Source organism: Arthrobacter sp. MDT1-48-3 (assembly GCF_054511015.1).
Genome location: NZ_JBTNDL010000005.1, coordinates 148,916 through 174,449, shown reverse-complemented (window position 1 = coordinate 174,449; position 25,534 = coordinate 148,916). Strand labels below are relative to the sequence as shown.

The window sequence follows — 25,534 nt, the reverse complement described above, 5'->3', positions numbered from 1 at the left end:
GGCGCCCCTCCTCACTCTGCCTAACCCTGTCGATGAGGACGGACCGTTCGCACTACACATTCGACAGGGGCGGGGGAACCGATAGCGGACTCAGTCCTGAGTCCTAGGGGTAAAGACGCGCGTCGACCAGCGCATGTTCGCTGGAACGAGAACAGCACGTCCGGATGTCCCATCCGAACCCGACAGCTAACTTCGCAGGCATTGGGAAAGGCATGATCATGTCCAAGAGCACTTCAGCGCGCCACCGGGCCGTCCCCACGCGCACCAACCCCCTTCTCACCGCCTCCCGCGCGATCTCCGCGAGTGCCTCGGTGGCCGGCAAGCCCGCCGCCGTCGTCGTCGCAGCATCCGGGATCATGTTCGGCGCAGCGCTCCCCGCGAGTGCCGCAGGCGAGATCACCCTGCAGGCCGCACCCGAGCAGGTCGCGGCGTCCACCGTCGCGGCGGGCACCTACACCGTCCAGGCCGGCGACACGCTGGGCAGCATCGCTGCCTCGCACGGCGTCAGCCTCGACACGCTGTTCACGGCCAACGGACTCGGCTACAGCTCGGTCATCTACCCGGGTCAGGCCCTCGCGCTCACCGGCACTGCCGCTCCCCAGCAGTACTCCGCCCAGTCCGCAACGATCGTCGCTGCCCCCGCAGCTATCGCGGCACCGGCACCCGTGGCGGCACCCGCACCCGTGGCAGCACCCGCGGTCTTCTCGGGGAACACCACCGGACTCAGCACGCAGTCCGCCTCGATCAGCCCCGCCGGCGGAGGCATCGTCGGCACGGCCATGCAGGGCATCGGCTCGGGCTACGTGTACGGCGGAACCTCGTTCGGCGGCTGGGACTGCTCCGGCTTCGTGCAGTGGGTCTACGCGCAGAACGGCATCAGCCTGCCGCGCACCACCTGGTCGCAGTTCGCTGCTCTCACCCCCACCAGCAACCCGCAGCCGGGCGACCTGGTGAGCCAGAACGGTGGAAGCCACGTCGGTATCTACCTCGGCAACGGCCAGATGGTCAGCGCCCTGAACCCCTCGCAGGGCACGCTGGTGCACTCGGTCAACGCCATGTCGGTGGACGGGTACTACACCCGCTAGGAATCGCGACCGGCGTCAGCCGGTCGTCCCAGGTACAGGTACGCAGAAGGGCGGGATGCGGGGCATCCCGCCCTTCCGCGTACCCGGCGAGAGGCCGTGGCGGCGCGTTCCCGCCCGGCCCGCGTCCTCAGCCGCCGTAGTGCGCCGCGAGGCGCTGGAACCCTTGGTCGATGCTGACCCCCGGCGTCCAGTCGAGCACGGCCCGGGTCCGCCGCTGGTCGAACCAGTGTGCGGTGGACAGCTGTTCGGCCAGGAAGCGGGTCATGGGCGGCTCCTCGGCGCGGCCGAGCGCCAGCCAGGCGCGTTCGATGACCGTCCCCGCCGCCCGTGCTACCGATCCGGGCACCGACCATGCCGGTGGGCGGACGCCGGCGGCGCGGCAGATCCCTGCGAGCAGCTCCGCGATGGGCCGCGGCTCACCGTTGGTCACGACGAAGGCCTGGCCCTGCGCCTCGCCGATACGGGCGAGGCAGGCGACGATCGCCGACGCCGCGTTGTCCACGTAGGTGGTGTCGATCAGTGCGGTGCCACCGTCGAGCAGCGGCAGCCGTCCCCGCCGGGCCCGGTCGACGACGCGCTCGACGAGCTGCGTGTCACCGGGTCCCCAGACGATGTGCGGGCGCACCGCGGCGACGCGGAACGACGCCGTGGAGCGTCGCAGCGCCAGCACCTCCGCCGCGGCCTTGGTCCGGGCGTAGTCGCCTCGTGCGGTCCCCGGGTCCGCGGGACCGGCGGACGCGCCGACCAGGGACGTGCCGTCGTGCGCCACGGAGGGCGAGGAGACGTGGACGACGTCGGGGATGCCGGCGCGCCGGGCGGCATCGAGCAGGCGCCGGGTCCCGTCCACGTTGGTCCTGTCGAAGTCGGCGGCGCGGCCGGTGAAGGAGACCTTCGCCGCGAGGTGGATCACGGCGTCGCACCCCCGGACCGCGGCGGTCACCGCCGCGTCGTCCTCGATGGAGCCCAGGACGTCGGCGGCACCGACGACACCCGACGGGCGGCGCTGGAAGCACCGAACGTCGTGGCCGTCGGCGAGGAGCTGTCCGGCGACCGCGCGGCCGAGCATCCCGCTGGCGCCCGTCACGAGGACGGTCACAGGGAGCCGGCCCGCCCGCCGGCGAGGAACCGTCCGCTCCAGGCCGCGACCCGTGCGCGGTCGATCTTCGCATTGTGCCGGATGTCCACCGGCAGCGCGGGGACCGAGACGACCGCAGCGAGGTCCACGCCGCGCGCGCCGGCCGCATCGCGGGCGGCAGCGGCGAGCGACGCATCAGCGAGCCGGGGGCGACGACCCGGCGTCGTCGTCTCGACGACCGCCACCACAGCCTGCGCGCCGGAGGGGCCGACGCCGACGACAGCGGCGAGGCGGACGCCGTCGAGTGCCTCCAGCGACTGCTCGAGTCCCACCGGGGTCACCACCCCTCCCGGTGCGGTGATGACGTGGCCGAGCCGTCCTTCGACCCAGAGGCGGCCGTCGGCGTCGAAGTGGCCGACATCGCCGGTGCGATACCACGGGCGCGTCCGTGCCGAGTCCTCTTGGGTGCGCCAGAGGCGGAAGTAGCGATCCTTGACGTGCGGAGCGTCGACGAGGATCTCGCCCGTCACGCCGGGAGTCCCGGTGGCTTCGCCGGTTGCCTCACCCGTGCCGTCGAGCGGGCTGACCGCGACGCGTGCGCCGTGCACCGGGAGACCCACGCACACGCCGTTGCCGGCGCCGTCCAGTCCCGCCTCGTCCGCCGTCGCGGCGGCCCGGATGCCGTCGAGGTCGATATCGGCGACGAGGAGGGACTCGGTCATGCCGTAGGGCGTGTGGAGGGCCGCGGACGGGACGAGTGCCTGGACCTCCTCGAGCAGCGGTACCGGGATCGGCGCCCCGGCGGAGAGCATCAGGGTGATCCGCTCCAGTGCCTCCCGGCCGGCCGCAGGGAGGTCGGCCGACGTCGCGAGGACGTTGCGCAGCGCCGCCGGCGACGCGAAGACGACGGTGGCGTCGATCGCGGCCGCGGCATCGGCCAGTGCCCGCGCCGTCAGGGTCCGCGGGGCGGTGACGTCCATGGCCGGGGTCACCGACGTCGCGCCGAGGGCCGGGCCGAGCAGGGCGAAGGGTGCGAATCCTGCGACGAGCGAGGCGCCCGGTCCCAGCCCGAGGGTGGATTCCACGGCGTCGCGCATGGACGAGAGCCGGCGGTGCGTGTACACCACGCCCTTGGCCGGACCGGTGGACCCGGAGGTGAAGAGGATGGCGGCGTCGGTGTCCGGCGCGGGCGCGGCGCGCGGTGCTCCGGCGACCGGCCGGGCGGCACGGAGGTCGTTCAGGGAAGCCTCGACGCGCAGCGCCTTCTTCTTAGCGGCAGGCAGGGGAGCGGCACTGATCCGCCGACCCGGCCAGCCGAAGGCCCGGGCTGCGAGGAGGGCGCGTTCGATGCCGATCACGACGTCGGGTGCGGACCCCTTGACGGCACGGTTGAGGCCGCGCGCGCCGAGGCCGGCATCGGCGACGACGATCACGGCGCCGATCTGCAGGCAGGCGTAGATCAGGACGGTGAGGTCCACTCCGGGCGGGACGAGCAGGCTGACCCTGCTGCCCGCGCCGTAGCCGAGCGCGGTGAGGCCGGCGGCCACGGCGTTGACATTGTCGGAGAGCTCGCGCCAGGTCAGCGTCCGCGGCGTGCCCGCGGGAGCCATCTCGGCGACCGCCGTCGTCCCTGCCTCGGGACCGGCGGCGAGCTCGGTGATCCGCCGGCCCAGCGGGGTGTAGGGACGGTCCTCCGGGGCGCTGTCGCCGGACCGGTCCGGTCGGGGCACGCCCACGGATCGGATGCCGAGCCACTCCATGGCAGTCGACGCCGTGTCGGCGTCCTCCTGCACCAGGTGGCCGGCCTGCTCGAAACGATGGATGTCCGCGGCGGGGAGGCGGCGGGCGAGGTCCTCGAGGTAGGGGTCCGAGAAGATCGGGTCGTGCGGGCCCCACATCATCAGCACGGGCACGGCCAGGCTGCGGATGCCCTCCGCGACCGCGGTGAGGGCGGCGAAGCTCGGGTGGGACGGGTCGGCGGGGATGTCGGAGACGAAGTTGGCGATGCCCTCGCGGGCTGCCGGCGTGCGGTACGGGTCGCGGAACGCGCGGCGGACCCCACGCTCCAGCGCCGGCCGGGCGAGGGAGAGGGTCACGTCGAGGAAGGCCGTGCTGGTCCTCGTGCCCAGGCCGTGCACGCCGGGTGCCAGGGCGAGCCGCAGCGGTGCCGGGATGGGCCGGGCCGGATCCTGGTGGATGGCCGTGTTGGTCAGGATCACGCCCGCCAAGTCCCTGCGGTTGCGGTCGGCGTAGCCGAGGCTGACGACGCCGCCCCAGTCGTGCCCCACCGTGACCACGGGACCCGCGAGGCCGACGGCGGCGACGAAATCCTCGAGGTCGGTGATGCGGTGTTCGAGGCGCCGGAACGCGCCGGTGCGGTCGGAGTAGCCCATGTCGAGCTGGTCCACCGCGATCACGCGCCAGCCGGCCGTGCGACCGGCAGCGAGGTAGCTCCGCCACAGGTAGGACCAGGTGGGATTGCCGTGGACGCACAGGAGCGTTCCCGTGACCTCGTCATCGGCACCTGCGCCGAGCCCGTTGTCGAGGTAGTGCCAGCGGTGGCTGGTTCCCGGGGCGTCGGCCCCGCTGGTCGAGGGCACGTCGATGTACGCCGACCACGAGGGGTCGACGCCGGGGAGTTCTACCACGCAATCTCCATCATGGAGGTGTTCAGGCCCGAGCCGACGCCCAGGCACAGCACCCGGTCCCCGGGGGTGAGGGACTGCGACTCCTGGGCGAGGGTCATCGGCAGGGAGGCCGGCCCCACATTGCCCCAGTGCGGGAAGGTGATCGGGACGCGCTCACGCTCGAGGTCGACGGCCTTGATGATGGCGTTGGTGTAGGAGTTGGAGACCTGGTGGGTGACGTAGCGGTCCATCGCGTCCCACGCCCAGCCGTCCGCCTGCGCCTCGTGCCACGCCGTGACGACGAGCTCCAGGCCGCCGTCGAGCAGTCCCTTCGTGTCGGTGTACATCCCGTCGATGCCGCCGACGCACAGCTCGTGGTGCTGCGTCCCCGCACGGGAGACGCCGCCGAGGATGCGGTGGGACCCGGGGTGGGCGTCGGCCGGGCCGATCACCGCGGCGGCCGCGCCGGAGCCGAGCGTGAGGGTCGCGAACTCGCTCAGGAAATCCTCGCGCGTCGAGTCCTCGCGGTTGAGGCGCTTGAAGGTGGCCTCCTGGGTCCGCTGGGCGTCCTCGCCGGCGACGATCAGGGCGTACTTGATCTGGCCGGAATCGATCATGTTCGCGGCGAGGGTCATCCCGTTGACGAACCCGAGGCAGGCGTTGGCCAGGTCGAAGTTCATCGCGGACGAGGGCAGCCCCAGCGAGTGGTGGATCTTCACGGCGACCGAGGGTTCGAGGTTGCGGCGGGTCACCGACGTGTTGATGAGCAGCCCGACGTCGCCCGGCTCGATACCGGCCTCGGCCATGGCCTTGGCCCCCGCCTCGATCGCGGCGTCGTCGAAATCGGACCCGGGAGACCACCAGCGCCGTTCCGTCACCCCGGCCACGCGTTCGAGGAGCCGCTTCGAGAGGCGGAGCCTCTTCAGGCTGGGGGCCAGTCGTTCGTCGAACTCGGCGGAACTGACGACTACCGGCGCCTCCACACTCGTGACGGCGAGCAAGGCCGTGTTTTCATGTCGAAACGTCGCGTTACCGGTCAAATTTCCTGCCTCGTCAACTGGTCAGCGCCGGTGGTTGGCCGTGAGGGACCCACGAATGGATCGGCCCGGACGCCTCTGAATACTGGATACTGCTGAAACTTTTGTAAGCCTACTTCTGATTGCATCGGGCGGTCACGCCGAAATCGTGCGCGTCCATGGTGTTGCCTGCCCAATACTCCGCACAGTCGGTGCGTTCCAGTAGATTGGGGAGGTCCCATTCCACCTGGAGATCCTGACACTGTGCATCTGAAGAGTCTAACCGTGCGGGGGTTCAAGTCTTTCGCCTCGGCGACCACCTTCGACTTCGAGCCCGGCGTGACCGCCGTCGTCGGTCCGAACGGCTCGGGCAAGTCCAACGTGGTCGACGCCCTCGCCTGGGTGATGGGGGAGCAGGGCGCAAAGACCCTGCGCGGCGGCAAGATGGAGGACGTCATCTTCGCCGGGACGTCCGGCCGTGCCCCGCTGGGGCGGGCCCACGTCTCGCTCACCATCGACAACGCGGACGGCGCCCTGCCGATCGAGTACTCCGAAGTGACCATCTCCCGCACCCTCTTCCGCGCCGGCGGGTCCGAGTACGCCATCAACGGCAAGAACTGCCGCCTGCTCGACATCCAGGAACTCCTCTCGGACTCGGGGCTCGGTCGAGAGATGCACGTGATCGTGGGCCAGGGCCAGCTGGACAAGGTGCTGCACGCGACACCCGAGGAGCGCAGGGGCTTCATCGAGGAGGCCGCCGGCATCCTGAAGCACCGCCGCCGCCGGGAGAAGACCGTGCGGAAGCTGGACGCGATGCAGGCCAACCTCGCGCGGCTGTCCGACCTCACGGCCGAACTGCGACGGCAACTGACCCCGCTGGGGAAGCAGGCCGAGGTCGCCCGCCGGGCGCAGCAGGTGCAGTTCGCGGTCCGCGACGCGCGATCCCGGCTGCTCGCGGACGAGCTGGTGACCCTCCGGTCCGGTTTCGAGCGGGACGTCGCCGCGGAGGCGGCGCTCCAGGCGCGTCGCGAGGAGGTCGAGAAGACCCTCGGCGCCGGGCAGGAACGCCAGGCGGACCTCGAGCGGGCCGCGGCGGCGTCCGTCCCGGCCCTGAACAGGGCGCGGGAGACCTGGTACGCCCTGTCGAGTGCGCGCGAGAGGCTCTCCGCGCTCGCCGCCCGCGCAGAGGACCGGGGGCACCTCCTCGGCCAGGGAGGCACGGAACCCGAGTCGGGGCGTGACCCCGACTCCCTCGACCGGCAGGCCGAGCGTGTCCGTACGGAGGTGGCCGCGCTGCAGGACGAGGTGGCGTCGCTGGGACGCGTGCTCGAGGAGACACTCACTGCCCGCCGCGTCGCCGAGGACGCCGCATCGGCCGAGGATGCCCGGCTCGCCCGGCTGCTCCGCGCCGCGGCCGACCGGCGCGAGGGCGATGCGCGGCTCGCGGGCACGGTGGGAGCCGCACGCTCCCGTGTCGAGGCAGCCGTCGCCGAACTCGGCCGCCTCCGCGCGTCCATCGCCGCTGCCGAGGAGCGTCGCAGCACCGCCGAGCGTGACTTCACGGCGCTCGAGAGCCAGGTGGCCGGGGACGAGGAGGGCGAGGAGGGCCTCGACGCCGAGTACGAGGAGGCATCGGCCGTCCTCGCGTCCATCACGGACGGGCTGCGGATCCTCGTCGATGAGGAACGCTCCGCGGAGCGGGACCGCGGCGCACTGGCCGCGCGGCTGGAGGCGCAGCGCGAAGGCCTGCAGCAGCGTGACGGGTCCGGTGCCCTCCTGGCCGCCGGGCTCGACGGCGTGTCCATGCCGCTCGCCCAGCTGCTGCAGGTCGCTCCGGGCTTCGAGAAGGCCGTCGCCGCTGCCCTCGGTGCGCGGGCCGACGCCGTGACGGTGGAGGGCATCGCCGCTGCCGTCGACGCCCTGCAGCTCCTGAAGACCGAGGACGCCGGCCAGGTCTCGCTCGTCGTCGCCACCGGCGCGGTGGAGGGCGGGCTCCAGGCGAAGGCGGAGTTCGGGCCGGCGCTCCGGGATTCCGACGACCCCGTCCCCGTGCTGTCCGTCGTGACCGTTCCGCCGCCGCTCCGGGCCGCGCTCGAGAGCCTGCTGGACGGCGTCGTCGTGGTCACGGACCTCGCCCACGCCCGGGGTGTGATCGAGGACGGCAGCACCCCGGTCGCCGTCACGCGCGACGGGGACGTCCTGTCCCGGTATTCCGCAACGGGCGGCACCCCCGGCGCGGCGGGCTATCTCGAACTCCGCGCGGCCGCCGAGGAGACGGAGGAACGGCTCGCGCAGGCGGTCGCCTCGACCGAGCGCCTGCGCTTCCGGCTCTCGGGGGCGAGGACCGAACGGGACGCCGCGCAGCAGCGGGTGGACGCCGCGCTCGAGCGCCTCCACGAATCGGATGCGCGGATGGCCGCCGTCGCCGAGAGGCTCGGCCGGCTCAACGCGGGCCTGCGGTCGGCCTCCGGGGAGGCCGAACGACTGACGTCCCTGATGCACGCAGCCGAGGCGAACCTCGCCCAGGAGGAGACACGACTCGAGGAGGCGGCGCGGCGACTCCGGGAGCTGCAGGAGCAGCCCGTCGAGGCCGAACCCTCCACCGGGCAGCGCGACGCCCTGCACCGTGCAGCGGTCGACGCGCGCCAGGCCGAGCTGGAGGCCCGCCTCGCCCTGCGCAGCCGCGAGGAGCAGCTGTCCGCGCTCGCCAACCGGGCGGCATCGCTGGAGCGCGCGGCGCAGTCCGAGCGCCGCGCGCGGGAGCAGGCCGCGGAGAAGGCGAGGATCCGGCGGGCCCAGGCACTCAAGGCCGCCGCCGTCGCGCGGGCCGCCCGCCACGCCGAACGGCTCGCCGCAGGATCGGTCGAGGTCGCCGTGCAGCAGCGGGACGCCGCGGAGCGCCTGCGTGAGCAGCAGGACGCGGAGCTGCAGGAGCTCCGCGCGACGAACGCCGACCTCGGCGTCGAGCTCGCCCGCCTGACCGACTCCGTGCACCGCGACGAGCTCGCTCGCACGCAGCAGAGGCTCCGTATCGAAGCGCTCGAGAACCGTTCCATCGAGGAGCTCGGCCTGACGCCGGACCACCTCGTCGACGAGTTCGGTCCGCACCTGCCGGTGCCGGAGGACTCCGCCGGCGGTGACAGGTGGGCTGCGCTGCGGGCACCCGTCGACGACGACGGCAATCCGGTGCCGCAGGGCGTCCCGTTCGTCCGCGAGCAGCAGGAGAAGCGGCTGAAGCGTGCCGAACGCGACCTCGCGGCGCTGGGCAAGGTCAATCCGCTCGCCCTCGAGGAATTCGCGGCGCTCGAGGAACGCCACCAGTTCCTCAGCACCCAGCTGGCGGACCTCAAGGCGACCCGCAAGGACCTGCTGGACATCATCCGGGAGGTCGACGAGCGCGTGGAGCGGGTGTTCACGGCCGCCTACCGCGACACGGCGGAGCAGTTCGAGCGCGTGTTCGCGACCCTGTTCCCGGGCGGCGAAGGCAGGCTCGTGCTCACGGATCCCTCCGACATGCTCACCACCGGCATCGAGGTCGAGGCCCGGCCCGCGGGCAAGAAGATCAAGCGGCTGTCGCTGCTGTCCGGCGGCGAGCGGTCGCTGACCGCCGTGGCGCTCCTCGTGGCGATCTTCAAGGCACGGCCGTCGCCGTTCTACGTCATGGACGAGGTGGAAGCCGCCCTCGACGACACCAACCTCGGCCGTCTGATCACGATCTTCCGGGAGCTCCGGGAGTCGAGCCAGCTGATCATCATCACGCACCAGAAACGGACGATGGAGGTGGCCGACGCCCTCTACGGAGTCACGATGCGCGGCGACGGCGTGTCCACCGTCATCAGCCAGCGGCTCGCGGCCGAGGTCGAGCAGGTCCTCACCTAGCCGTACCGCCCCTTCCGCCCCGAGGGGCTCGCGGGCAGGACCGGCTAGGGTCGGCGCGGCGGAGCCGTTCCCGTCCGGTCGCCACCCGACCGGCCTGCGGTCGGGTCGCCGAGGGGTACGCGGGGGAGCGTCTCCCGGGACGCCAGCCAGACGGCGGCGGCGACGACCGCCAGGGCGCCGGTGACCACGAAGGCCAGGTCGTAGGACCCCACGAACAGGCGGTCGATGATCACGCCGGCGACGATCGGCCCGAAGATCGCACCGAGGTCGGAGCTCATCTGGAAGCCGGCCAGGACCTTGCCGCCGCTGCGACCGTTGCCGATCACATCCGCGACGGCGGCCTGCTGGGCCGGGTTCAGGAGGCCGGTGCCCACTCCACCGAGCACACAGATCGCCAGGAACACGACGACGTTGCCGGAGAATCCCAGGGCGGCCATGGCGGCGCCGTTCACCAGGAGCCCGGCGACCACCAGCGGCTTCCTGCCGACGGTGTCGGCGAGCCGTCCCGACACCGTCAGGGCCAGTGCGGTGCCCGCCGCGAAGAACGCCAGGGAGACGCCGGCGATCCCCGGCCCAGCGCTCAGGACCGCCGTCGCGAAGAGCGGCACCAGCGCCATGCGGATGCCGAACGAGGACCACCCGTTGGCGAAGCTCGACACGAGCGACGCCCGGTAGGCGGAGTCGCGGAGCGCCTCGCGGACCGTCAGCGGAGCCTGGTCGCGCGCGGCCTGGCGGTCGGCCAGGGACGTCCCCTGGAGCTGGAAGAAGACGACGGCGGAGGCGACGAGCAGGGCACCGGCGTAGACGAGGAACGGCACGCGGAGACCGAGACCCGCCAGCAGGCCTCCGAGGATGGGACCGCCGATGCTGCCGAGCAGGAAAGCGGTGGCGTAGGCACCGGAGACGCGGCCGCGGATGGCCGGTGGGGCCAGCCGGACGATCAGGCCCATGGCCGAGACGGTGAACATCGTCGACCCGATACCGCCCAGTCCGCGGAACACCAGCAACTGCCAGTAGTCGGCGGCGAAGGCGCACGCGGCCGTGGACAGGGCGACGATGAGCAGCCCGAGGATGTAGACCGGGCGCTCGCCGAGCCTCTCGACGAGCCAGCCGCCCGCCGGTGCGAAGAGCAGCCGGGTGAGCGCGAAGGCGCTGACGATCACGGACGCCGCGGTCACGCCGACGTCGAAGCTCTGCGCGAACTGCGGGAGGACCGGGGCCACGAGCCCGAAGCCGATGGCGATCACGAAGGCCGCGGCGATGAGGACACGGATCTCGCGGGGGATGCTCTCGCGCACCGGGGCGGGTTCCTGCGTCCGCGGGACCCGACGGCTCCCCGGGAGGAACCGGAAAGGGGAGTGCTTGCGAGCGCGAGGGAGTCCGGCCATGGTCCTCGCATTCTGCCACTGCGTCGACAGGATCCTCAATCGGCCCGTATGAGAAGGTGGATCAGTGAACGACATCCTTCTGCCTGTCATCTTCGTCATCCTCGCGATCGCCGTGATCGGGTCGCTCGCGATCCTCCTGGTGCGCGGCAGGCGCACGCCGCCGGGGCTCTACTCCTCACCGCGCGACGCCGACGACCAGGTGGCGGGCCCTGCCCACGGCGCCACGTCGCTGGATGTCCTCGACCAACCGGACGGTGTCACCACGGATGTCCTGGTGCCCGACGACCTCAGCGGCCTCGAGGAGGCTCCTCCCGCGGAGCGCCTCGACACCGTGGACCCGGTCCAGGGCCGGCTGGCGCGACTGCGTGCCCGCCTGGTGCGGTCGAACAACGCCCTCGGCAAGGGCCTCCTCGCCCTGCTGTCCAGGGACAGGATCGACGAGGACGTCTGGGACGAGGTCGAGGAGACGCTCCTCCTCGCAGACCTCGGCACCGAGCCGACCCTGGAACTGGTCGATGCCCTGCGCGAGCGGGTGAAGGTGGCCGGCAGCCGCAACCCGGCCGAGGTCAAGGACATGCTCCGCGAGGAACTGGTGAAGCTCGTGGACCCGTCGATGGACCGCTCCCTCGCCACGCAGCGCCATGCCGACCGCCCCGCGATCGTGATGGTGGTGGGCGTCAACGGTGTCGGCAAGACCACCACCGTCGGCAAGCTCGCACGCGTGCTGGTGGCCGATGACAAGGATGTGCTCCTGGGGGCGGCGGACACCTTCCGTGCAGCCGCCGCCGAGCAGCTGGCCACGTGGGGTGCCCGGGTCGGCGTGCCCACGGTCAAGTCCGACGTCGACGGCGCCGATCCGGCCTCGGTCGCCTTCGAGGCCGTGAAGGCGGGCATCGAGCAGGAGGTGGACGTCGTCCTCATCGACACGGCGGGACGGCTGCAGAACAAGGTCGGCCTCATGGACGAACTGGGCAAGGTCAAGCGCGTGGTCGAGAAGCAGGGCACCGTCGACGAGGTCCTGCTGGTCCTGGATGCCACCACGGGGCAGAACGGGCTCAACCAGGCGCGGGTGTTCGCCGAGGTCGTCAACATCAGCGGTATCGTCCTGACCAAGCTGGACGGCACCGCGAAGGGCGGCATCGTGGTGGCCATCCAGCGCAGCCTCGGGGTGCCCGTGAAGCTGATCGGACTGGGCGAGGGTGCTGACGACCTCGCACCCTTCGACGCCGAGAGCTTCGTCGACGCACTGCTGAACTGAGCCCGGGCGGGGCGCCCGGTCCCCGATCGGACGCCGGCAGCGATCCGACGCGAGGGAAACCTGCCGGAAACATCGGTGTCACGCGTCTTTTACGTCGGTGAGAGTGTTGTAACTTCCCGGCAATGTGATGCCCCAGGGACGGAAACACGATCATCGCATTCTGGAGGAGCGGGAAGTCCCCGCCCCTTTGGAAGGATCGTGTTTGATGGATCTGACAGCAGGTCACGTCTGGGTGATGATCTCAGCCGCCCTCGTACTCCTCATGACCCCCGGCCTCGCCTTCTTCTACGGCGGGATGACGCGCGCCAAGGCCGCACTGAACATGATGATGATGAGCTTCGTCGCCGTCGGGCTCGTGGGAGTCGTCTGGGTCCTCTGGGGCTACTCGATGACCGGCGGGGACGGCGTCGCACAGCTCTTCGGCAACCCCTTCGCCTCCTTCGGGCTGACCAGCCTGATCGGGACCGAGGACCTCATCGGCGCCGGCTACGGGGCCACCTTCGCCATCATCACGGTGGCGCTCATCAGCGGGGCGATCGCCGACCGCGCGAAGTTCGGCGCCTGGACACTCTTCGTGCCGATCTGGGTCACCCTGGTCTACTGCCCCCTCGCCTTCATGGTGTGGGGTGGCGGACTCCTCAGCGCCGACGGCGCCGTCGGCGGTGCTGTCGGTGAAGCCATCGACTTCGCGGGTGGCACGGTCGTCCATATCAGTGCCGGCGTCGCCGCACTGGTCCTCGCGCTGATCCTCGGCAAGCGGCAGGGCTTCGGCAAGGACCCCGCGCAGCGCCCCCACAACATCCCGTTCGTCATGCTCGGGGCCGCACTCCTGTGGTTCGGCTGGTTCGGCTTCAACGGAGGCGCCGCGGGCACGGCCGAGGAGGCCGGCCTCATCTGGGTCAACACCATGGCGGCCCCCGCGGCCGCGATGGTCGGCTGGCTCATGACCGAACGCATCCGCGACGGCCGCCCCACCTCCCTCGGTGCCGCATCGGGGATCGTGGCCGGACTCGTCGCCATCACCCCGGCCTGCGCCAACGTCAGCCCGATCGGCGCCGTGGGCCTCGGGATCGTCTCGGGAGCGGTCTGCGCCCTCGCCGTCGGCATCAAGTACCGCCTCGGCTTCGACGACTCGCTCGACGTCGTCGCCGTCCACCTCGTCGCCGGTATCGTCGGCACGCTGTCCCTTGGGTTCATCGCACTGCCCGTCGAGGGCGCGGGTGGCGGACTCTTCTACGGCGGGGGCGTCGGCCAGCTCGTCGCCCAGATCGTCGCGGCGGCCATCGCCATCGCGCTGTCCGCGATCATGACCGCGATCATCGGACTCGCGATCCACAAGACCATCGGGTTCCGCGTCAGCTCCGACAACGAGGTGTCCGGCATCGACCTCTCGGAGCACGCCGAGACCGCCTACGAATTCGGCGGCCTGGGAGTGGGCGGATCCTTCCACCCGTTCGCCGAGCAGGCGCTGTCGCAGCAGAAGACCGCGCAGCCACAGACCACCCAGCAGAACGTCACGGAGGGCATACATTCATGAAACTGGTGACAGCGATCGTTCGTCCCGACAAGCTCGACGGCGTCAGGGGCGCCCTGGAGAACTACGGCGTGCAGGGCCTCACGGTCAGCCAGGCCAGCGGCTACGGCCGCCAGCGCGGCCACACCGAGGTGTACCGCGGGGCCGAGTACACGGTGGACCTCCTGCAGAAGGCGCGCGTCGAGGTCCTCGTCGCCGACGCCTGGGTCACCGACATCGTCGACGTCCTGGTCTCCACGGCCAACACGGGCCGGGCCGGCGACGGCAAGGTGTGGGTGATCCCCGTGGAGGAAGCGGTCCGCGTCCGCACGGGCGAGCGCGGAGAGGCCGCACTCTAGGGACGGGGAAGCACCGGGACACCGGTCATACACAAGGAAGGGCTGCCACGATGTGGCAACCCTTCCTTTGCGTATGCGTCGTTCGTCTGCGTCGGGCCGGCGGCTAGGCCCGGCCGTGTGAGGAGGGCCAGGACTCGGGCCCGCCCGACCCCGCCGGGTACTCCTCGAGCGGCACCCGGTCCTCCGACCAGGCGCGCAGGACCGGTTCCACGATGCGCCAGCAGTCCTCGGCGGTGTCACCACGGACGGAGAGGGTCGGATCTCCCGCCAGCACGCCGTCGAGCACCTCGCCGTAGGGGAGCAGGTCGGTCTCGTTGAGGTCCGCACTGAGGGTCGCCCGGTCCAGCGAGAAGATGTCGCCCGGTCCGTTGACGTCGAGTTCAAGCTGCAGGGTGTCGGGGCCGAAGCCGATGCGCAGCTTCGTCGGGGCGTCCTGCCCGGTGAAGCCGACGGGGAGGTGGCTGACGGGCCGGAACGTGATGACCGCCTCCTTGCGCTTGACGCCGAGGGCCTTGCCGGAGCGGAGCACGAACGGGACGCCCGACCAGCGCTCGTTGTTGATCGACACGGTGACCTCCGCGAGGGTCTCGGTGCCCCGCGACGGATCGACGCCGGGCTCCGCGGCGTAGTCGGGGATCTGCCGGTCGCCGATGGTGCCGGCGGTGTACCGGGCGCGACGGCTGCTGCCCGGGCTGTCGAGGTCCACCGAACTCGCCCGGAGGATCGAGCCGATATGGTCCCGCAGGTCGCGTTCGTGCAGGGTCGACGGCGCGTTGAGCGCCAGGAGGGCCATGACGTGCAGCAGGTGGCTCTGGATCATGTCCCGCAGGGCACCCGCGCCGTCGTAGTAGCGCGCGCGGTTCTCGAGCGCAAGATCCTCGTCGAAGATCACCTCGACCTTCTCGATGTGCAGGTTGTTCCAGACGGGTTCGAGGATCCGGTTGGCGAAGCGCAGCCCGAGGATGTTGAAGACCGTCGCCTTGCCGAGGAAGTGGTCCACGCGGTGGATGTTCTGCTCCGGGACGAGCCCGGCCAGCTTGTCGTTGAGGCTGTGCGCCGACGCCTGGTCCGTCCCGAAGGGCTTCTCCATGACGAGGCGCGTGCTCTTCGGCAGCGAGTCCGGCCCCAGGGCGCTGCAGGCCTTCTGGCTGATCGCCGGGGGCAGGGCGAAGTACAGCGCCACCGGCCCCTCCAGCGTCTGCACCAGGTCGGCCAGGCCGTCCTGGGTGACGTCGATCAGATGGTACGAGCTGTTGTCCCGCACCTGCTGGAGCGACGCCCGACCGGCGTCGTCGGCCTTCTCCAGGGCCGCGGCGAACGCCCCGTCGACGCGTTCGCGCCACTGCTCGTCCGTCCAGTCATCGGATCCCGCGCCCACGAGCTTCAGCCCGTCGGCGCGCCCGAGCCGGATGAGCCGCGCCAGACCCGGGAGCAGCAGGCGCCCCGTGAGGTCCCCGGACGCCCCCAGGATCAGGAGTGTCTTGACCCGGGTGTCGGCCTCGGCGGGAATGGTGTCATGTTCTGCGAGAGAGTGAGTATCCACCTCTTCACCTTGCCACTTATCCCTGTGCCTGTCCCGCACTCGGGCAATGCGTCGCCGGTTGCGCTCCCGGGACGTGGTGCACCGCCGCCTGCCGCCGGAAGGACACCCCTCGGCGGACCCCAGTTGGTAGGCTTGGGAGTTGGATCTCCAAATCTCCCGATGAAAGTAGTTCACGGCACGTGTTCAATTCACTCTCCGACCGGCTGACTGCGACCTTCAAGAACCTCCGCGGCAAGGGCCGCCTCACCGAGGCGGACATCGATGCCACCGTCCGCGAGATTCGGCGCGCCCTGCTCGACGCCGACGTCGCAGTCCCCGTGGTCCGGGCCTTCACGGCCGCCGTCAAGGAACGTGCACTCGGCCTCGAGGTGTCCCAGGCCCTGAACCCGGGCCAGCAGGTCGTCAAGATCGTCAACGAGGAACTCGTGGGGATCCTCGGCGGCGAGACCCGGCGCATCAAGCTCGCGAAGAACCCGCCGACCGTCATCATGCTGGCCGGCCTCCAGGGCGCGGGCAAGACCACGCTCGCGGGCAAGCTGTCCAAGTGGCTCAAGGGCCAGGGGCACAGCCCGCTGCTCGTCGCCTGCGACCTCCAGCGCCCCAACGCCGTGCGCCAGCTCCAGGTCAACGGTGAGCGCGCCGGTGTTCCCGTCTACGCCCCCCACCCGGGTGTCAGCTCCGACTTCGAGGCCGCGACGGGCGATCCCGTCGCCGTGGCCCGCCAGGGTGTCGCCGAGGCGCGCGCCCGCCTGCACGACGTCGTCATCGTCGACACGGCCGGCCGCCTGGGCGTGGACGCCGAACTGATGCAGCAGGCCGCAGACATCCGCGCGGCCATCAGCCCCGACGAGGTCCTGTTCGTCATCGACGCGATGATCGGCCAGGACGCCGTCAACACGGCCCTCGCGTTCAACGAGGGCGTGGACTTCACCGGCGTCGTCCTGACGAAGCTCGACGGCGACGCCCGCGGTGGCGCGGCGCTCTCGGTCGCGTCCGTGACCGGCAAGCCGGTCATGTTCGCCTCCACGGGTGAGGGACTGAACGACTTCGAGCTGTTCCACCCGGACCGGATGGCCTCGCGCATCCTGGACATGGGCGACATCCTGACCCTGATCGAGCAGGCGGAGCAGTCCTGGGACAAGGACGAAGCGGCCCGGATGGCGAAGAAGTTCGCCGACCAGGAGGACTTCACGCTCGACGACTTCCTGGCGCAGATGCAGCAGATCCGCAACATGGGCTCCATGAAGAAGATGCTCATGATGATGCCCGGTGCCGCCAACATGCGCGAGCAGCTGGAGAACTTCGACGAGCGGGAGATCGACCGCGTCGAGGCGATCGTCCGCTCGATGACACCGCACGAGCGCGTCGCACCCAAGATCATCAACGGGTCCCGCCGCGCGAGGATCGCCCGTGGCTCGGGCGTGCACGTGTCCGAGGTGAACGGCCTGCTGGAACGCTTCACGCAGGCCCAGAAGATGATGAAGAAGATGGCTTCCGGCGGCGGCATCCCCGGGATGCCCGGCATGGCGGGCCCCGGCGGGTTCGGCGGCCCCCGCAAGACGAAGGCGGCTGCGGCCAAGGGCAAGAAGAAGCCCCGCTCGGGCAATCCCGCGAAGGCGGCCCAGGAGCTGCAGGACGCCGAGGCACGCCGTTCCGCCGCCCGTACCGCGGCACCCACAGGTGCCGCGTTCGGCGGCGCGCAGCCGGACTTCGACCCGTCGGCCATGAACCTCCCGAAGGGCTTCGAGAAGTTCCTCGGGAAGTAGCGCGGGCGGTGCCGAACCTCGAGCGGGTCGTCTTCGTCCACGGCAGCGGCAGCTTCGGCGCCGCGGCCTGGCCGAAGCAGCACGGACTGTCGCTCGACTTCGACTGCCTGTACCTGCGGCGGCACGGGTTCGCCCCGGATGCGGATCCGCTGCCGACCGACCACGGCCGTGACCAGGAGATCGTCGCCGAGGCTCTGGGCGACGGCGGACACGTCGTCGCCCACTCGCAGGGCGCGGTTCCCGCGATGATGCTCGCCGTCGAACGCCCGGACCTCGTGCGCTCCCTCACCCTCGTCGAGCCGGCGTGCCTCTCCCTGACGGCGGACCTCCCTGCCACCCGTGGCCACATCGAGCTGATGGCGCCGCTGTTCGCCGAGCGCCACGCCCTGTCCGACGAGGAGTTCCTCCGCGCGTTCGTGCGCCGCATGTTCTCCGCGGACGCGCGGCCGGCCACCTCGGGGGAGGAGCGTCGGGATGCCGCGAGGCTGCGGCTGCAGAGCCCGCCGTGGGAGGCGCCGCTGTCGATCGTGCCCGGGGTGCCGACCCTGGTCCTCACCGGGGGCTGGGAGCCGCTCTACGAGGAGGTCGCCGAGTACCTCGCCGGGACCGGGGCCGTGCACCGCGTCGTCCCCGGCGGCCACCGCCCCCACGACACGCCGCAGGGGGACGCACTGATCCGGGCCTTCCTGCGCGCCGGTACCGTGCGGGCGGCGGCGTAACCGCCGTCCCGGCCCGCCGGGCGCCGTGACGCATCCCGAGGGGTTCCTCCACCTCACCGGTACGGTGCTGCTGTCGCCGACGCGCACGGTGCCCGACGTCTACGTGCAGCACGGCCGGTTCACCTTCGCGAGGCCGCCCGGCACCCCCGTGCAGACCCTCTCGGGCTGGGTGCTGCCCGGCCTCGTCGACGCGCACTGCCATATCGGGCTCGACCGGCGGGGCCGCGTGCCGGACGCCCTGGCCGAGCAGCAGGCCCTGCAGGACCGGGACGCGGGGACGCTCCTCGTCCGCGACGCCGGCGTCGTCAACGACACCCGGTGGGTGCAGCGCCGCGCGGACCTGCCGCGCCTGGTGCGGGCCGGCCGGCACGTCGCCCGTACCCGGCGCTACTTCCGCGACTATGCCGTCGAGGTGGAACCCGCGCAGCTGGCCGGCGCCGTGGCCGACCAGGCGAGGCTCGGGGACGGCTGGGTGAAGATCGTGGGGGACTGGATCGACCGGTCCGTCGGAGACCTCGTCCCCGCCTTCCCGCCCGCCGCGCTCAGGGACGCCGTCGACGCCGCCCACGCCGAGGGGGCGCGCGTCACCGCCCACTGCTTCGCCGCCGCGACGCTCGACGGCATGCTCGACGCCGGGATCGACTGCATCGAGCACGCCACGGGCATGCTGCCCCGGCACGTTCCCCGTTTCGTGGAGCAGGGTGTGGCGATCGTGCCCACGCTCGTCAATGTCGACACGTTCCCGGTCATCGCCGACGGCGCGCAGCAGAAGTTCCCCGACTACGCGGCGCACATGCGGCGCCTGTGGGGTGGGCGGCAGGAGATGGTGCGCCGTGCCTACGACGCCGGCATCCCGGTCTACGCGGGAACCGACGCCGGCAGCGTGATCGCGCACGGCCGGCTCCCCGACGAGATCGCCGCGCTCGCCGCCGCGGGTCTCGGCGCGTCGGCGGCGCTCGACGCCGGCTGCTGGGCGGCCCGGCGCTGGCTCGGCTTCCCCGGCATCGAGGAGGGTGCGAGCGCCGACGCCGTGGTGTGCTCCTCCGATCCCCGCCAGGACATCGGCACCCTCGCCTCCCTCCGGGCCGTCGTCCTGCGCGGAGCCGTGGTGCGGACCGCGGCAGCGGAATAACTTGAAGCTTCAATTAGTTGTACGGGGTGACCGACCGTCGACCGCCCGAGGAGCCGCAATGCACCCGCAGGACCTGTTGCCCACCGACACCGCCATGGGGACGCTGACCCTCAAGGTCGGCGACCTCGCCCTCCTGTCCACCTACTACGCCACGGCACTCGGCCTCCAGGTGCTCGAGGACAGCGCCGATGCAGTCGTCCTCGGGCGCCGGGGGAAGGCCGTGGTCCGCCTCGAGGAGGCCCGGCACCTGCATCTCCCGCCGCGCGGGGAGGCCGGACTGTTCCACACGGCGCTCCTGTTCGCCGACCGTTCCGACCTCGCAGCGGCCGTCGCCTCGGCCGCCCGGCATCCGCTCAGCTCCTTCGTCGGCAGCGCCGACCACCTCGTCAGCGAGGCGTTCTACTTCACCGACCCGGAGGGCAACGGTATCGAGCTGTACTTCGACCGCCCGAGGGACACCTGGGACTGGTCGCAGGACGCGCGGGGGAACCGATCGGTCGTCATGGACAGCCTGCCCCTGTCCCCGCAGGCGTACATCGACGAGCACCTCACCGAGGCGGCCGTGTCCGACGCCGCATCGAGGAGCGCGGACGTGGGCCACGTGCACCTGCAGGTGGGCGACGTCGACACCGCGCGCCGGTTCTACGTGGACGTGCTCGGCTTCGAGCGGACTGCGGGCTGGCACGACCAGGCACTGTTCGTGTCGGCCGGCGGATACCACCACCACATGGCCATGAACGTGTGGAACAGCAGGGGAGCCGGCCCCCGCAAGGACACGCTCGGCCTGGGCGAGGTCCTGATCAGCGTGCCGTCCGCCGATGAGGTGGGCGCCCTGGCCGACCGGCTGTCCACCGCGGGCGTCGCGAACCACTCCACGGGGGCCGAGCTGCGCTTCGAGGATCCCTGGCGCAACCGGCTGCGCGTGGCCGCCCCCGGCCAGGGCGGCGGAATCGCCTAATTTCCCGCCGTCTGGCACAATGGACTCGTACTCGATCCGTGCAGCCCCTCTCTCTGTGCGTGAATTGTGTCCTTTGAACCCCTCGAAATGGCCCGCCCCACGGGAGCAGGACGACGGGTTCGCCCCTTTTCATTTACAAGGAGTGACCACACAAGTGGCCGTAAAGATTCGCCTCAAGCGCATGGGCAAGATCCGCGCACCTTTCTACCGTGTCGTCGTCATGGATGCACGCTCCAAGCGTGATGGCCGTGCCCTCGAAGAGATCGGTAAGTACAACCCCACCGAGGAGCCCTCGTTCATCGAGATCAACTCCGAGCGTGCGCAGTACTGGCTCGGCGTCGGCGCCCAGCCGACCGAGCAGGTCTCCGTCCTGCTGAAGATCACCGGTGACTGGCAGAAGTTCAAGGGACTCAAGGGCCAGGAAGGCACCCTGAGGACCAAGGCAGCCAAGGAGTCGTTCGTCGCCCCCGAGAAGGGCTCGGTGATCGTCCCCGAGGCCATCACGCCGAAGGCGAAGAAGAACGACGACGCCGCCGCGGAAGCCACCGAGGCAGAGTAAGTTGCTGGCCGAAGCTCTGGAGCACCTCGTCCGCGGCATCGTCGACAACCCGGACGACGTCCGGGTCTCCGCGAAGAACAACCGCCGCGGCGAGACGCTCGAGGTGCGCGTCCACCAGGAGGACCTCGGCCGCGTGATCGGCCGCCAGGGGCGCACCGCCCGGGCGCTGCGCACCGTGGTCGCCGCCCTCGCGGACGGCGAGCCGGTACGGGTCGACGTCGTGGACACCGACCGCCGCCGGGGCTGACCCCGCCAGAGCTTTCACGGCACGAACTTCCGATCGGCCCCACTACCAGTACCTGGTGGTGGGGCCGATCTCATGTACACCGACCACACCCAGCAGGAGCAGCGCGATGGAAGTACTGGTAGCCAGGATCGGCAAGCCCCACGGCATCCGGGGCGAGGTGACGGTCCAGCTCTTCACGGACGCTCCCGAGGACCGTTTCGAACCGGGCGAGACCTTCCGGGTCGAGGACGCCGCGGTGACCGAACTGACCGTGGTCAAGGCGCGCTGGAACAAGGACATCCTGATCGTCGGTTTCGAGCAGGTCCCCGACCGCAACCAGGCCGAGACGCTGCGCGGCGCGAAGCTCTTCCTCGATACCGCCGGATCGGAGGACGCGGACGACGACGCCTGGTACGAGCACGAGCTCGTGGGACTGGACGTCCGGGTCGACGGCGAATCCGTGGGCAAGGTGACGGGCCTGCGGACCATGGCCGTCCAGGACCTCCTCGTCGTCGAACTCACCACCGGCCATGAGGCGCTCGTCCCGTTCGTCGGCGAGATCGTCCCCGACGTCGATCCCGAGGCCGGCTTCGTGACCATCGTGCCGCCGGCCGGGCTCTTCGACCTCAACACCCCGGGCTCCAACCAGGCGCCCGACGACGGCGACGACGTCGCAGCACCCGAGGACGGGGCGCGCGGCTAGTGCGGATCGACGTCGTCTCCATCTTCCCGGAGTACCTCGCCGCCCTCGACCTGTCGCTCATCGGCAAGGCGCGGCAGGACGGCGTCCTCGACGTACGCGTGCACGACCTCCGCTCCTTCACGACGGACCGGCACCGGACCGTCGACGACACGCCCTACGGGGGCGGGGCGGGCATGGTCATGAAGGCCGAGCCCTGGGCGCAGGCCCTCGAATCCGTCCTCGACGGAGCCCCCGCGGCGGAGCGGCGCCCCACCCTGATTGTCCCCTCGCCCGCCGGCGCGGTGTTCGACCAGGCCATGGCGTACGAGCTCGCCGAACTCGATCACCTGGTGTTCGCCTGCGGCCGCTACGAGGGCATCGACGAGCGGGCGATCGACTGGGCGCGCGGGGACTTCGACGTCCGGCCCGTCTCGCTCGGCGACTACGTCCTCAACGGCGGGGAGGTGGCCGTCCTCGCCATGGTCGAGGCCGTGGGGCGCCTGATCCCCGGCGTCGTCGGCAACCCGGAGTCGCTCGTCGAGGAGTCCCACTCCGACGGCCTGCTCGAATACCCGGTGTACACGAAACCCTCGTCCTGGCGCGGCCGGGACATCCCCGAGGTCCTCCTCAGCGGGAACCACGCGAAGATCGCCGAGTGGCGGCGCCTCGAGCAGTTCCACCGGACGGCCGAACGGCGCCCGGACCTCCTGGCAGGCGTCGACACCGGGGCACTGACGAAGGCGGACCTGAAGGCCCTGCGCGCAGCGGGATTCGACGTCGTCGACGGCAGGCTGACCCGGCCGGCGCATTAGCAGTCTGCGCCGCCCCTGTGGAATAATCGTAGATTGTGTCCACTGGGCCGGACCCTGCCACAGGGGGAGTCCAGCCAACAGTTCCACACACCGGCCGCCGGACCTCCGGACCGACCGGGAATCCTTTCTTCGACGGCATTGCCCGGGTCCACGCCCGGTCCTTGACCGTCGTGACCAACGTGAATGACCTGTGGCGTTCACCAGGAGCATCAGCATGCATATTCTCGATTCCGTTGACGCCGGATCGTTCCGCGACAACGTCCCCGACTTCCGCGCCGGCGACACCGTCAACGTCCACGTCAACATCATCGAAGGCAAGAACACCCGTGTTCAGATCTTCAAGGGCTTCGTCGTCGGCCGCCAGGGCGATGGCATCCGCGAGACCTTCACGGTCCGCAAGGTGAGCTTCGGAGTCGGCGTGGAGCGTACGTTCCCCGTCCACAGCCCGGTGCTCGACAAGATCGAGGTCGTCTCCAAGGGCGACGTGCGCCGCGCCAAGCTGTACTACATGCGCGAACTGCGCGGCAAGGCAGCCAAGATCAAGGAGAAGCGCGACCCCAAGACGGTCAAGTAACCTCCCGAAGGTGCACGAAACCCCCGCTTCCCGGTCTCCGGTCGGAGAGCACACGAAACGCCGGTCCCGCTGTACGGGCTGGCGTTTCGTGTTCTCCGCCGTCCTCGTCGCGGCCCTGCTCACGGGCCTCGTTCGCGGCTTCCTCATCGACGTCTACTTCATCCCGTCCGCGTCGATGGAACCGCTGCTCACCGAGGGTGACCGGGTGCTCGTCAGCAAGTTCGAGGACACGCGTGGCAGCGTGCGGCGCGGCGACGTCGTCGTCTTCGACGGCCGGGGGTCCTTCGACCCGATCACCGATCCACGCAGTCTCCCCGAACGGATCGTCGCCGGGACAGGGCAGTGGCTGGGCCTCAGCGGCAGCGACACCGTGTACGTGAAGCGTGTCGTGGGGGTCGGCGGCGACCACGTGGTGTGCTGCTCTGTGGACGGTCGCCTGACCGTCAACGGGAACGGGCTGGACGAGCCGTACCTCCATCCGGGTGACGCGGCGAGTGAGAACCCGTTCGACGTCGTGGTGCCCGAGGGCCGCGTCTGGCTCCTCGGCGACCACCGTTCGGCCTCGATGGATTCCCGGTCCCTCCTCGGCGCGCCGGGAGGCGGGCTGATCGCGGAGGATCGGATCATCGGGCGTGCCTTTCAGCTAGTCTGGCCCCTTGACCGGTTCGCGCCGATCGAGCGCCCTGCCGGCTGATCCGGGAGGCCGGACCGGCGCTCTCGTAGAACTTCCTCCGGTGGGTGGCCGCCGGGTATTCCGACCACAGAGGACACCAGCACATGGCACGGAGCTTCCGCAGGAAGTCACCCTCGGGCGCAGAGGCCCCCGCGACCAATGCACCCGATCCGGACACGGAGAGCGCCCCGGGGACCGCTGCCGACGACGGGGGCGACACCGGGAGGTCCTCGAAGCGCGGCAAGAAGGACGCCGACCACGGTTTCGGCGCGTGGCTGAAGGAGATCGCGACGATCGTGGTGATCGCGCTCGTGCTGTCCTTCCTCATCAAGACGTTCCTGTTCCGTGCGTTCTTCATCCCGTCGGGCTCCATGGAGGAGACCCTCGAGATCGACGACCGCATCTTCGTGAACCAGCTCGTGCCGCAGCCCTTCGACCTGCAGCGCGGCGACATCGTCGTCTTCCGCGACACCGAGGGTTGGCTGCCGCCCCAGGCCGCGGTCCAGGTGAGCTGGCTGAAGGAAGCGCTCATCTTCATCGGGCTCGCTCCCGACGAATCACAGCAGCACCTCGTGAAGCGCGTCATCGGGCTGCCCGGCGACCACGTCATCTGCTGCGATGCCGAGGGCAGGCTCACGGTCAACGGTGAGCCCCTCGACGAGCCCTACCTCTTCCCCGGCGCCAGTCCCTCCGACCTCCCGTTCGACGTCGCCGTACCCGAGGGGAAGGTCTGGGTGATGGGTGACCACCGCAACGCCTCCGCCGATTCGCGGGCGAACCGGGACAAGCCCGGGGAGGGCTTCGTCGCGATCGAGAACATCGAGGGCAAGGCGGCCGTGATCGCCTGGCCGCTGACCCGCATCGGATTCCTGGGCAACCACCCCGACGTGTTCGGCGGTGTCCCCGATCCCGAGCCCGCGGCACAGCCCACCCCTGCAGGACCATGACCCCCCTCCGTAAGAAACGGTCCAGCGCCCCGAACCTCGGCGTCGAGAAGTCCTTCGCCGTCGACGGGCACCGTTACATCGCGGGATGCGACGAGGTGGGCAGGGGAGCGCTGGCCGGTCCCGTGTCCGTCGGCATCGTCGTCGTCGACCTGGCTGCCGCCACGGGCCTGCGCGGGGTCCGCGACAGCAAGCTGCTCCAGCCCGCGGAGCGTGAGGCGCTGGTCCCGCGCATCCGCCGCTGGTCCGTCGCGTCCGCCGTCGGGCACGCGACGGCGGCCGAGATCGACGCATTCGGCCTGATGGCCGCCCTGCGCGCTGCTGGGAGCCGCGCCTGGGCGACGGTGACGGAGGTCGTGACGCCCGACGCGGTCATCCTCGACGGCAACCACGACTGGCTGTCCGCCCGGTCGCAGGGCGCGCTCTTCGACACGGACGGCCGAACGGCGCCGGTCGAGTCGGTCGGTTGCACGGCGCCCGTCCACACCAGGATCAAGGCGGACCTGAAGTGCCTGAGCGTCGCTGCGGCGAGCGTGCTGGCGAAGGTGGAGCGCGACGCCCTGATGGTCGCACTCGCGGGGGACCATCCGGCGTTCGGCTGGGACGGGAACAAGGGGTACGCCACCGAGGGCCACCGCTCGGCCATCGACGCCGTCGGAGCGAGCGAGTATCACCGGAAGACGTGGCGCCTGGGAACCTCGGCGGGACCCGGCATGCCACGCGTCGAAAGTGGGGGATGATTGTCG

Annotated in this window: 22 protein-coding genes and 1 riboswitch; of the genes, 17 read left to right on the top strand and 5 right to left on the bottom strand. The window is 71.0% G+C overall.

Annotated features, from left to right (window positions below; translation table 11 throughout):
- Window positions 1–31: 31 nt before the first annotated feature.
- Window positions 32–216: riboswitch (cyclic di-AMP (ydaO/yuaA leader) on the top strand.
- Window positions 217–218: 2 nt separating this feature from the next.
- Window positions 219–1,085 (top strand): C40 family peptidase, encoded by an 867-nt coding sequence (locus tag ACX80L_RS12830; RefSeq protein WP_208741385.1) that lies wholly within the window; start codon window positions 219–221, stop codon window positions 1,083–1,085.
- A gap of 127 nt (window positions 1,086–1,212) precedes the next feature.
- Here ACX80L_RS12830 and ACX80L_RS12825 read toward each other — a convergent pair whose 3' ends face one another.
- The 3 genes from ACX80L_RS12825 to ACX80L_RS12815 are packed head-to-tail and all read right to left on the bottom strand — an operon-like array spanning window position 1,213 to window position 5,827.
- Window positions 1,213–2,181 (bottom strand): NAD-dependent epimerase/dehydratase family protein, encoded by a 969-nt coding sequence (locus ACX80L_RS12825; protein WP_459290094.1) that lies wholly within the window; start codon window positions 2,179–2,181, stop codon window positions 1,213–1,215.
- Window positions 2,178–4,808, bottom strand: coding sequence for an alpha/beta fold hydrolase (locus ACX80L_RS12820; RefSeq protein ID WP_459290092.1), 2,631 nt, complete (start codon window positions 4,806–4,808; stop codon window positions 2,178–2,180). The genes ACX80L_RS12825 and ACX80L_RS12820 overlap by 4 nt, the downstream gene beginning before the upstream one ends.
- The gene (locus ACX80L_RS12815; RefSeq protein WP_459268126.1) at window positions 4,802–5,827 is read right to left on the bottom strand and encodes a 3-oxoacyl-ACP synthase III; all 1,026 of its coding nucleotides are present in this window, start codon (window positions 5,825–5,827) and stop codon (window positions 4,802–4,804) included. The genes ACX80L_RS12820 and ACX80L_RS12815 overlap by 7 nt, the downstream gene beginning before the upstream one ends.
- A gap of 240 nt (window positions 5,828–6,067) precedes the next feature.
- On the opposite strand from ACX80L_RS12815, the gene smc reads away from it, so the two are divergent.
- Window positions 6,068–9,682: a chromosome segregation protein SMC gene (gene smc, locus ACX80L_RS12810; protein ID WP_459290090.1), complete on the top strand. Its 3,615-nt coding sequence runs from the start codon at window positions 6,068–6,070 to the stop codon at window positions 9,680–9,682.
- Between the two features lie 44 nt (window positions 9,683–9,726).
- Here the strand turns inward: smc and ACX80L_RS12805 are convergent, their stop codons facing one another.
- Window positions 9,727–11,070: an MFS transporter gene (locus ACX80L_RS12805; RefSeq protein WP_459290088.1), complete on the bottom strand. Its 1,344-nt coding sequence runs from the start codon at window positions 11,068–11,070 to the stop codon at window positions 9,727–9,729.
- 64 nt (window positions 11,071–11,134) lie between these two features.
- Between ACX80L_RS12805 and ftsY the strand changes: the two genes are divergently transcribed.
- The 3 genes from ftsY (at window position 11,135) to ACX80L_RS12790 (ending at window position 14,200) form a co-directional block, all read left to right on the top strand.
- Window positions 11,135–12,328 carry a signal recognition particle-docking protein FtsY gene (gene ftsY / locus ACX80L_RS12800; RefSeq protein ID WP_208741381.1) on the top strand — a complete coding sequence of 398 codons (1,194 nt, stop codon included), beginning with the start codon at window positions 11,135–11,137 and terminating at the stop codon, window positions 12,326–12,328.
- Window positions 12,329–12,533: 205 nt separating this feature from the next.
- On the top strand, window positions 12,534–13,865 hold the full coding sequence (locus ACX80L_RS12795) for an ammonium transporter (RefSeq protein WP_459290086.1): 1,332 nt from the start codon (window positions 12,534–12,536) through the stop codon (window positions 13,863–13,865).
- Entirely contained in the window at window positions 13,862–14,200 is a 339-nt protein-coding gene (locus ACX80L_RS12790) for a P-II family nitrogen regulator (RefSeq protein ID WP_043445797.1), read from the top strand. Before ACX80L_RS12795 ends, ACX80L_RS12790 begins: the two co-directional genes overlap by 4 nt.
- A 103-nt stretch (window positions 14,201–14,303) precedes the next feature.
- Here the strand turns inward: ACX80L_RS12790 and ACX80L_RS12785 are convergent, their stop codons facing one another.
- Entirely contained in the window at window positions 14,304–15,743 is a 1,440-nt protein-coding gene (locus ACX80L_RS12785) for a glucose-6-phosphate dehydrogenase (RefSeq protein ID WP_244186251.1), read from the bottom strand.
- A gap of 179 nt (window positions 15,744–15,922) precedes the next feature.
- Between ACX80L_RS12785 and ffh the strand changes: the two genes are divergently transcribed.
- From ffh to ACX80L_RS12725, 12 genes are all read left to right on the top strand, one after another.
- A complete protein-coding gene (gene ffh, locus ACX80L_RS12780; protein WP_459290084.1) occupies window positions 15,923–17,509 on the top strand; it encodes a signal recognition particle protein in 1,587 nt (528 codons plus the stop codon).
- A gap of 8 nt (window positions 17,510–17,517) precedes the next feature.
- Window positions 17,518–18,228, top strand: coding sequence for an alpha/beta fold hydrolase (locus ACX80L_RS12775; RefSeq protein ID WP_459290082.1), 711 nt, complete (start codon window positions 17,518–17,520; stop codon window positions 18,226–18,228).
- Window positions 18,229–18,253: 25 nt separating this feature from the next.
- Window positions 18,254–19,360, top strand: a complete 1,107-nt coding sequence (locus ACX80L_RS12770) for an amidohydrolase family protein (protein WP_459290080.1) — start codon at window positions 18,254–18,256, stop codon at window positions 19,358–19,360.
- Window positions 19,361–19,418: 58 nt separating this feature from the next.
- A complete protein-coding gene (locus ACX80L_RS12765) occupies window positions 19,419–20,318 on the top strand; it encodes a VOC family protein (RefSeq protein WP_459290078.1) in 900 nt (299 codons plus the stop codon).
- A gap of 154 nt (window positions 20,319–20,472) precedes the next feature.
- A complete protein-coding gene (gene rpsP, locus ACX80L_RS12760; protein WP_104118496.1) occupies window positions 20,473–20,877 on the top strand; it encodes a 30S ribosomal protein S16 in 405 nt (134 codons plus the stop codon).
- Window position 20,878: 1 nt separating this feature from the next.
- Entirely contained in the window at window positions 20,879–21,124 is a 246-nt protein-coding gene (locus tag ACX80L_RS12755) for an RNA-binding protein (protein ID WP_104118497.1), read from the top strand.
- Window positions 21,125–21,230: 106 nt separating this feature from the next.
- Window positions 21,231–21,806, top strand: a complete 576-nt coding sequence (gene rimM / locus ACX80L_RS12750) for a ribosome maturation factor RimM (RefSeq protein WP_133080693.1) — start codon at window positions 21,231–21,233, stop codon at window positions 21,804–21,806.
- On the top strand, window positions 21,806–22,597 hold the full coding sequence (trmD, locus tag ACX80L_RS12745; protein WP_459290076.1) for a tRNA (guanosine(37)-N1)-methyltransferase TrmD: 792 nt from the start codon (window positions 21,806–21,808) through the stop codon (window positions 22,595–22,597). Before rimM ends, trmD begins: the two co-directional genes overlap by 1 nt.
- Window positions 22,598–22,811: 214 nt before the next feature.
- The gene (gene rplS / locus ACX80L_RS12740) at window positions 22,812–23,171 is read left to right on the top strand and encodes a 50S ribosomal protein L19 (RefSeq protein WP_087075993.1); all 360 of its coding nucleotides are present in this window, start codon (window positions 22,812–22,814) and stop codon (window positions 23,169–23,171) included.
- 88 nt (window positions 23,172–23,259) lie between these two features.
- Complete coding sequence (lepB, locus tag ACX80L_RS12735) at window positions 23,260–23,865, top strand: signal peptidase I (protein ID WP_459290074.1); 606 nt, start codon at window positions 23,260–23,262, stop codon at window positions 23,863–23,865.
- An 83-nt stretch (window positions 23,866–23,948) separates the two neighbouring features.
- Window positions 23,949–24,791, top strand: coding sequence for a signal peptidase I (lepB, locus tag ACX80L_RS12730; RefSeq protein ID WP_459290072.1), 843 nt, complete (start codon window positions 23,949–23,951; stop codon window positions 24,789–24,791).
- Window positions 24,788–25,528: a ribonuclease HII gene (locus tag ACX80L_RS12725; RefSeq protein ID WP_459290070.1), complete on the top strand. Its 741-nt coding sequence runs from the start codon at window positions 24,788–24,790 to the stop codon at window positions 25,526–25,528. The genes lepB (ACX80L_RS12730) and ACX80L_RS12725 overlap by 4 nt, the downstream gene beginning before the upstream one ends.
- The last annotated feature ends 6 nt before the right edge of the window (window positions 25,529–25,534 follow it).

Excerpts from the sequence above, each read along its gene's own strand:
- ACX80L_RS12830 (WP_208741385.1), top strand. The coding sequence starts at position 219 with ATGTCCAAGAGCACTTCAGCGCGCCACCGGGCCGTCCCCACGCGCACC.
- ACX80L_RS12805 (WP_459290088.1), bottom strand. The coding sequence starts at position 11,070 with ATGGCCGGACTCCCTCGCGCTCGCAAGCACTCCCCTTTCCGGTTCCTC.
- ACX80L_RS12795 (WP_459290086.1), top strand. The coding sequence starts at position 12,534 with ATGGATCTGACAGCAGGTCACGTCTGGGTGATGATCTCAGCCGCCCTC.
- ACX80L_RS12790 (WP_043445797.1), top strand. The coding sequence starts at position 13,862 with ATGAAACTGGTGACAGCGATCGTTCGTCCCGACAAGCTCGACGGCGTC.
- ACX80L_RS12765 (WP_459290078.1), top strand. The coding sequence starts at position 19,419 with ATGCACCCGCAGGACCTGTTGCCCACCGACACCGCCATGGGGACGCTG.
- rimM (WP_133080693.1), top strand. The coding sequence starts at position 21,231 with ATGGAAGTACTGGTAGCCAGGATCGGCAAGCCCCACGGCATCCGGGGC.
- rplS (WP_087075993.1), top strand. The coding sequence starts at position 22,812 with ATGCATATTCTCGATTCCGTTGACGCCGGATCGTTCCGCGACAACGTC.
- lepB (WP_459290072.1), top strand. The coding sequence starts at position 23,949 with ATGGCACGGAGCTTCCGCAGGAAGTCACCCTCGGGCGCAGAGGCCCCC.
- ACX80L_RS12725 (WP_459290070.1), top strand. The coding sequence starts at position 24,788 with ATGACCCCCCTCCGTAAGAAACGGTCCAGCGCCCCGAACCTCGGCGTC.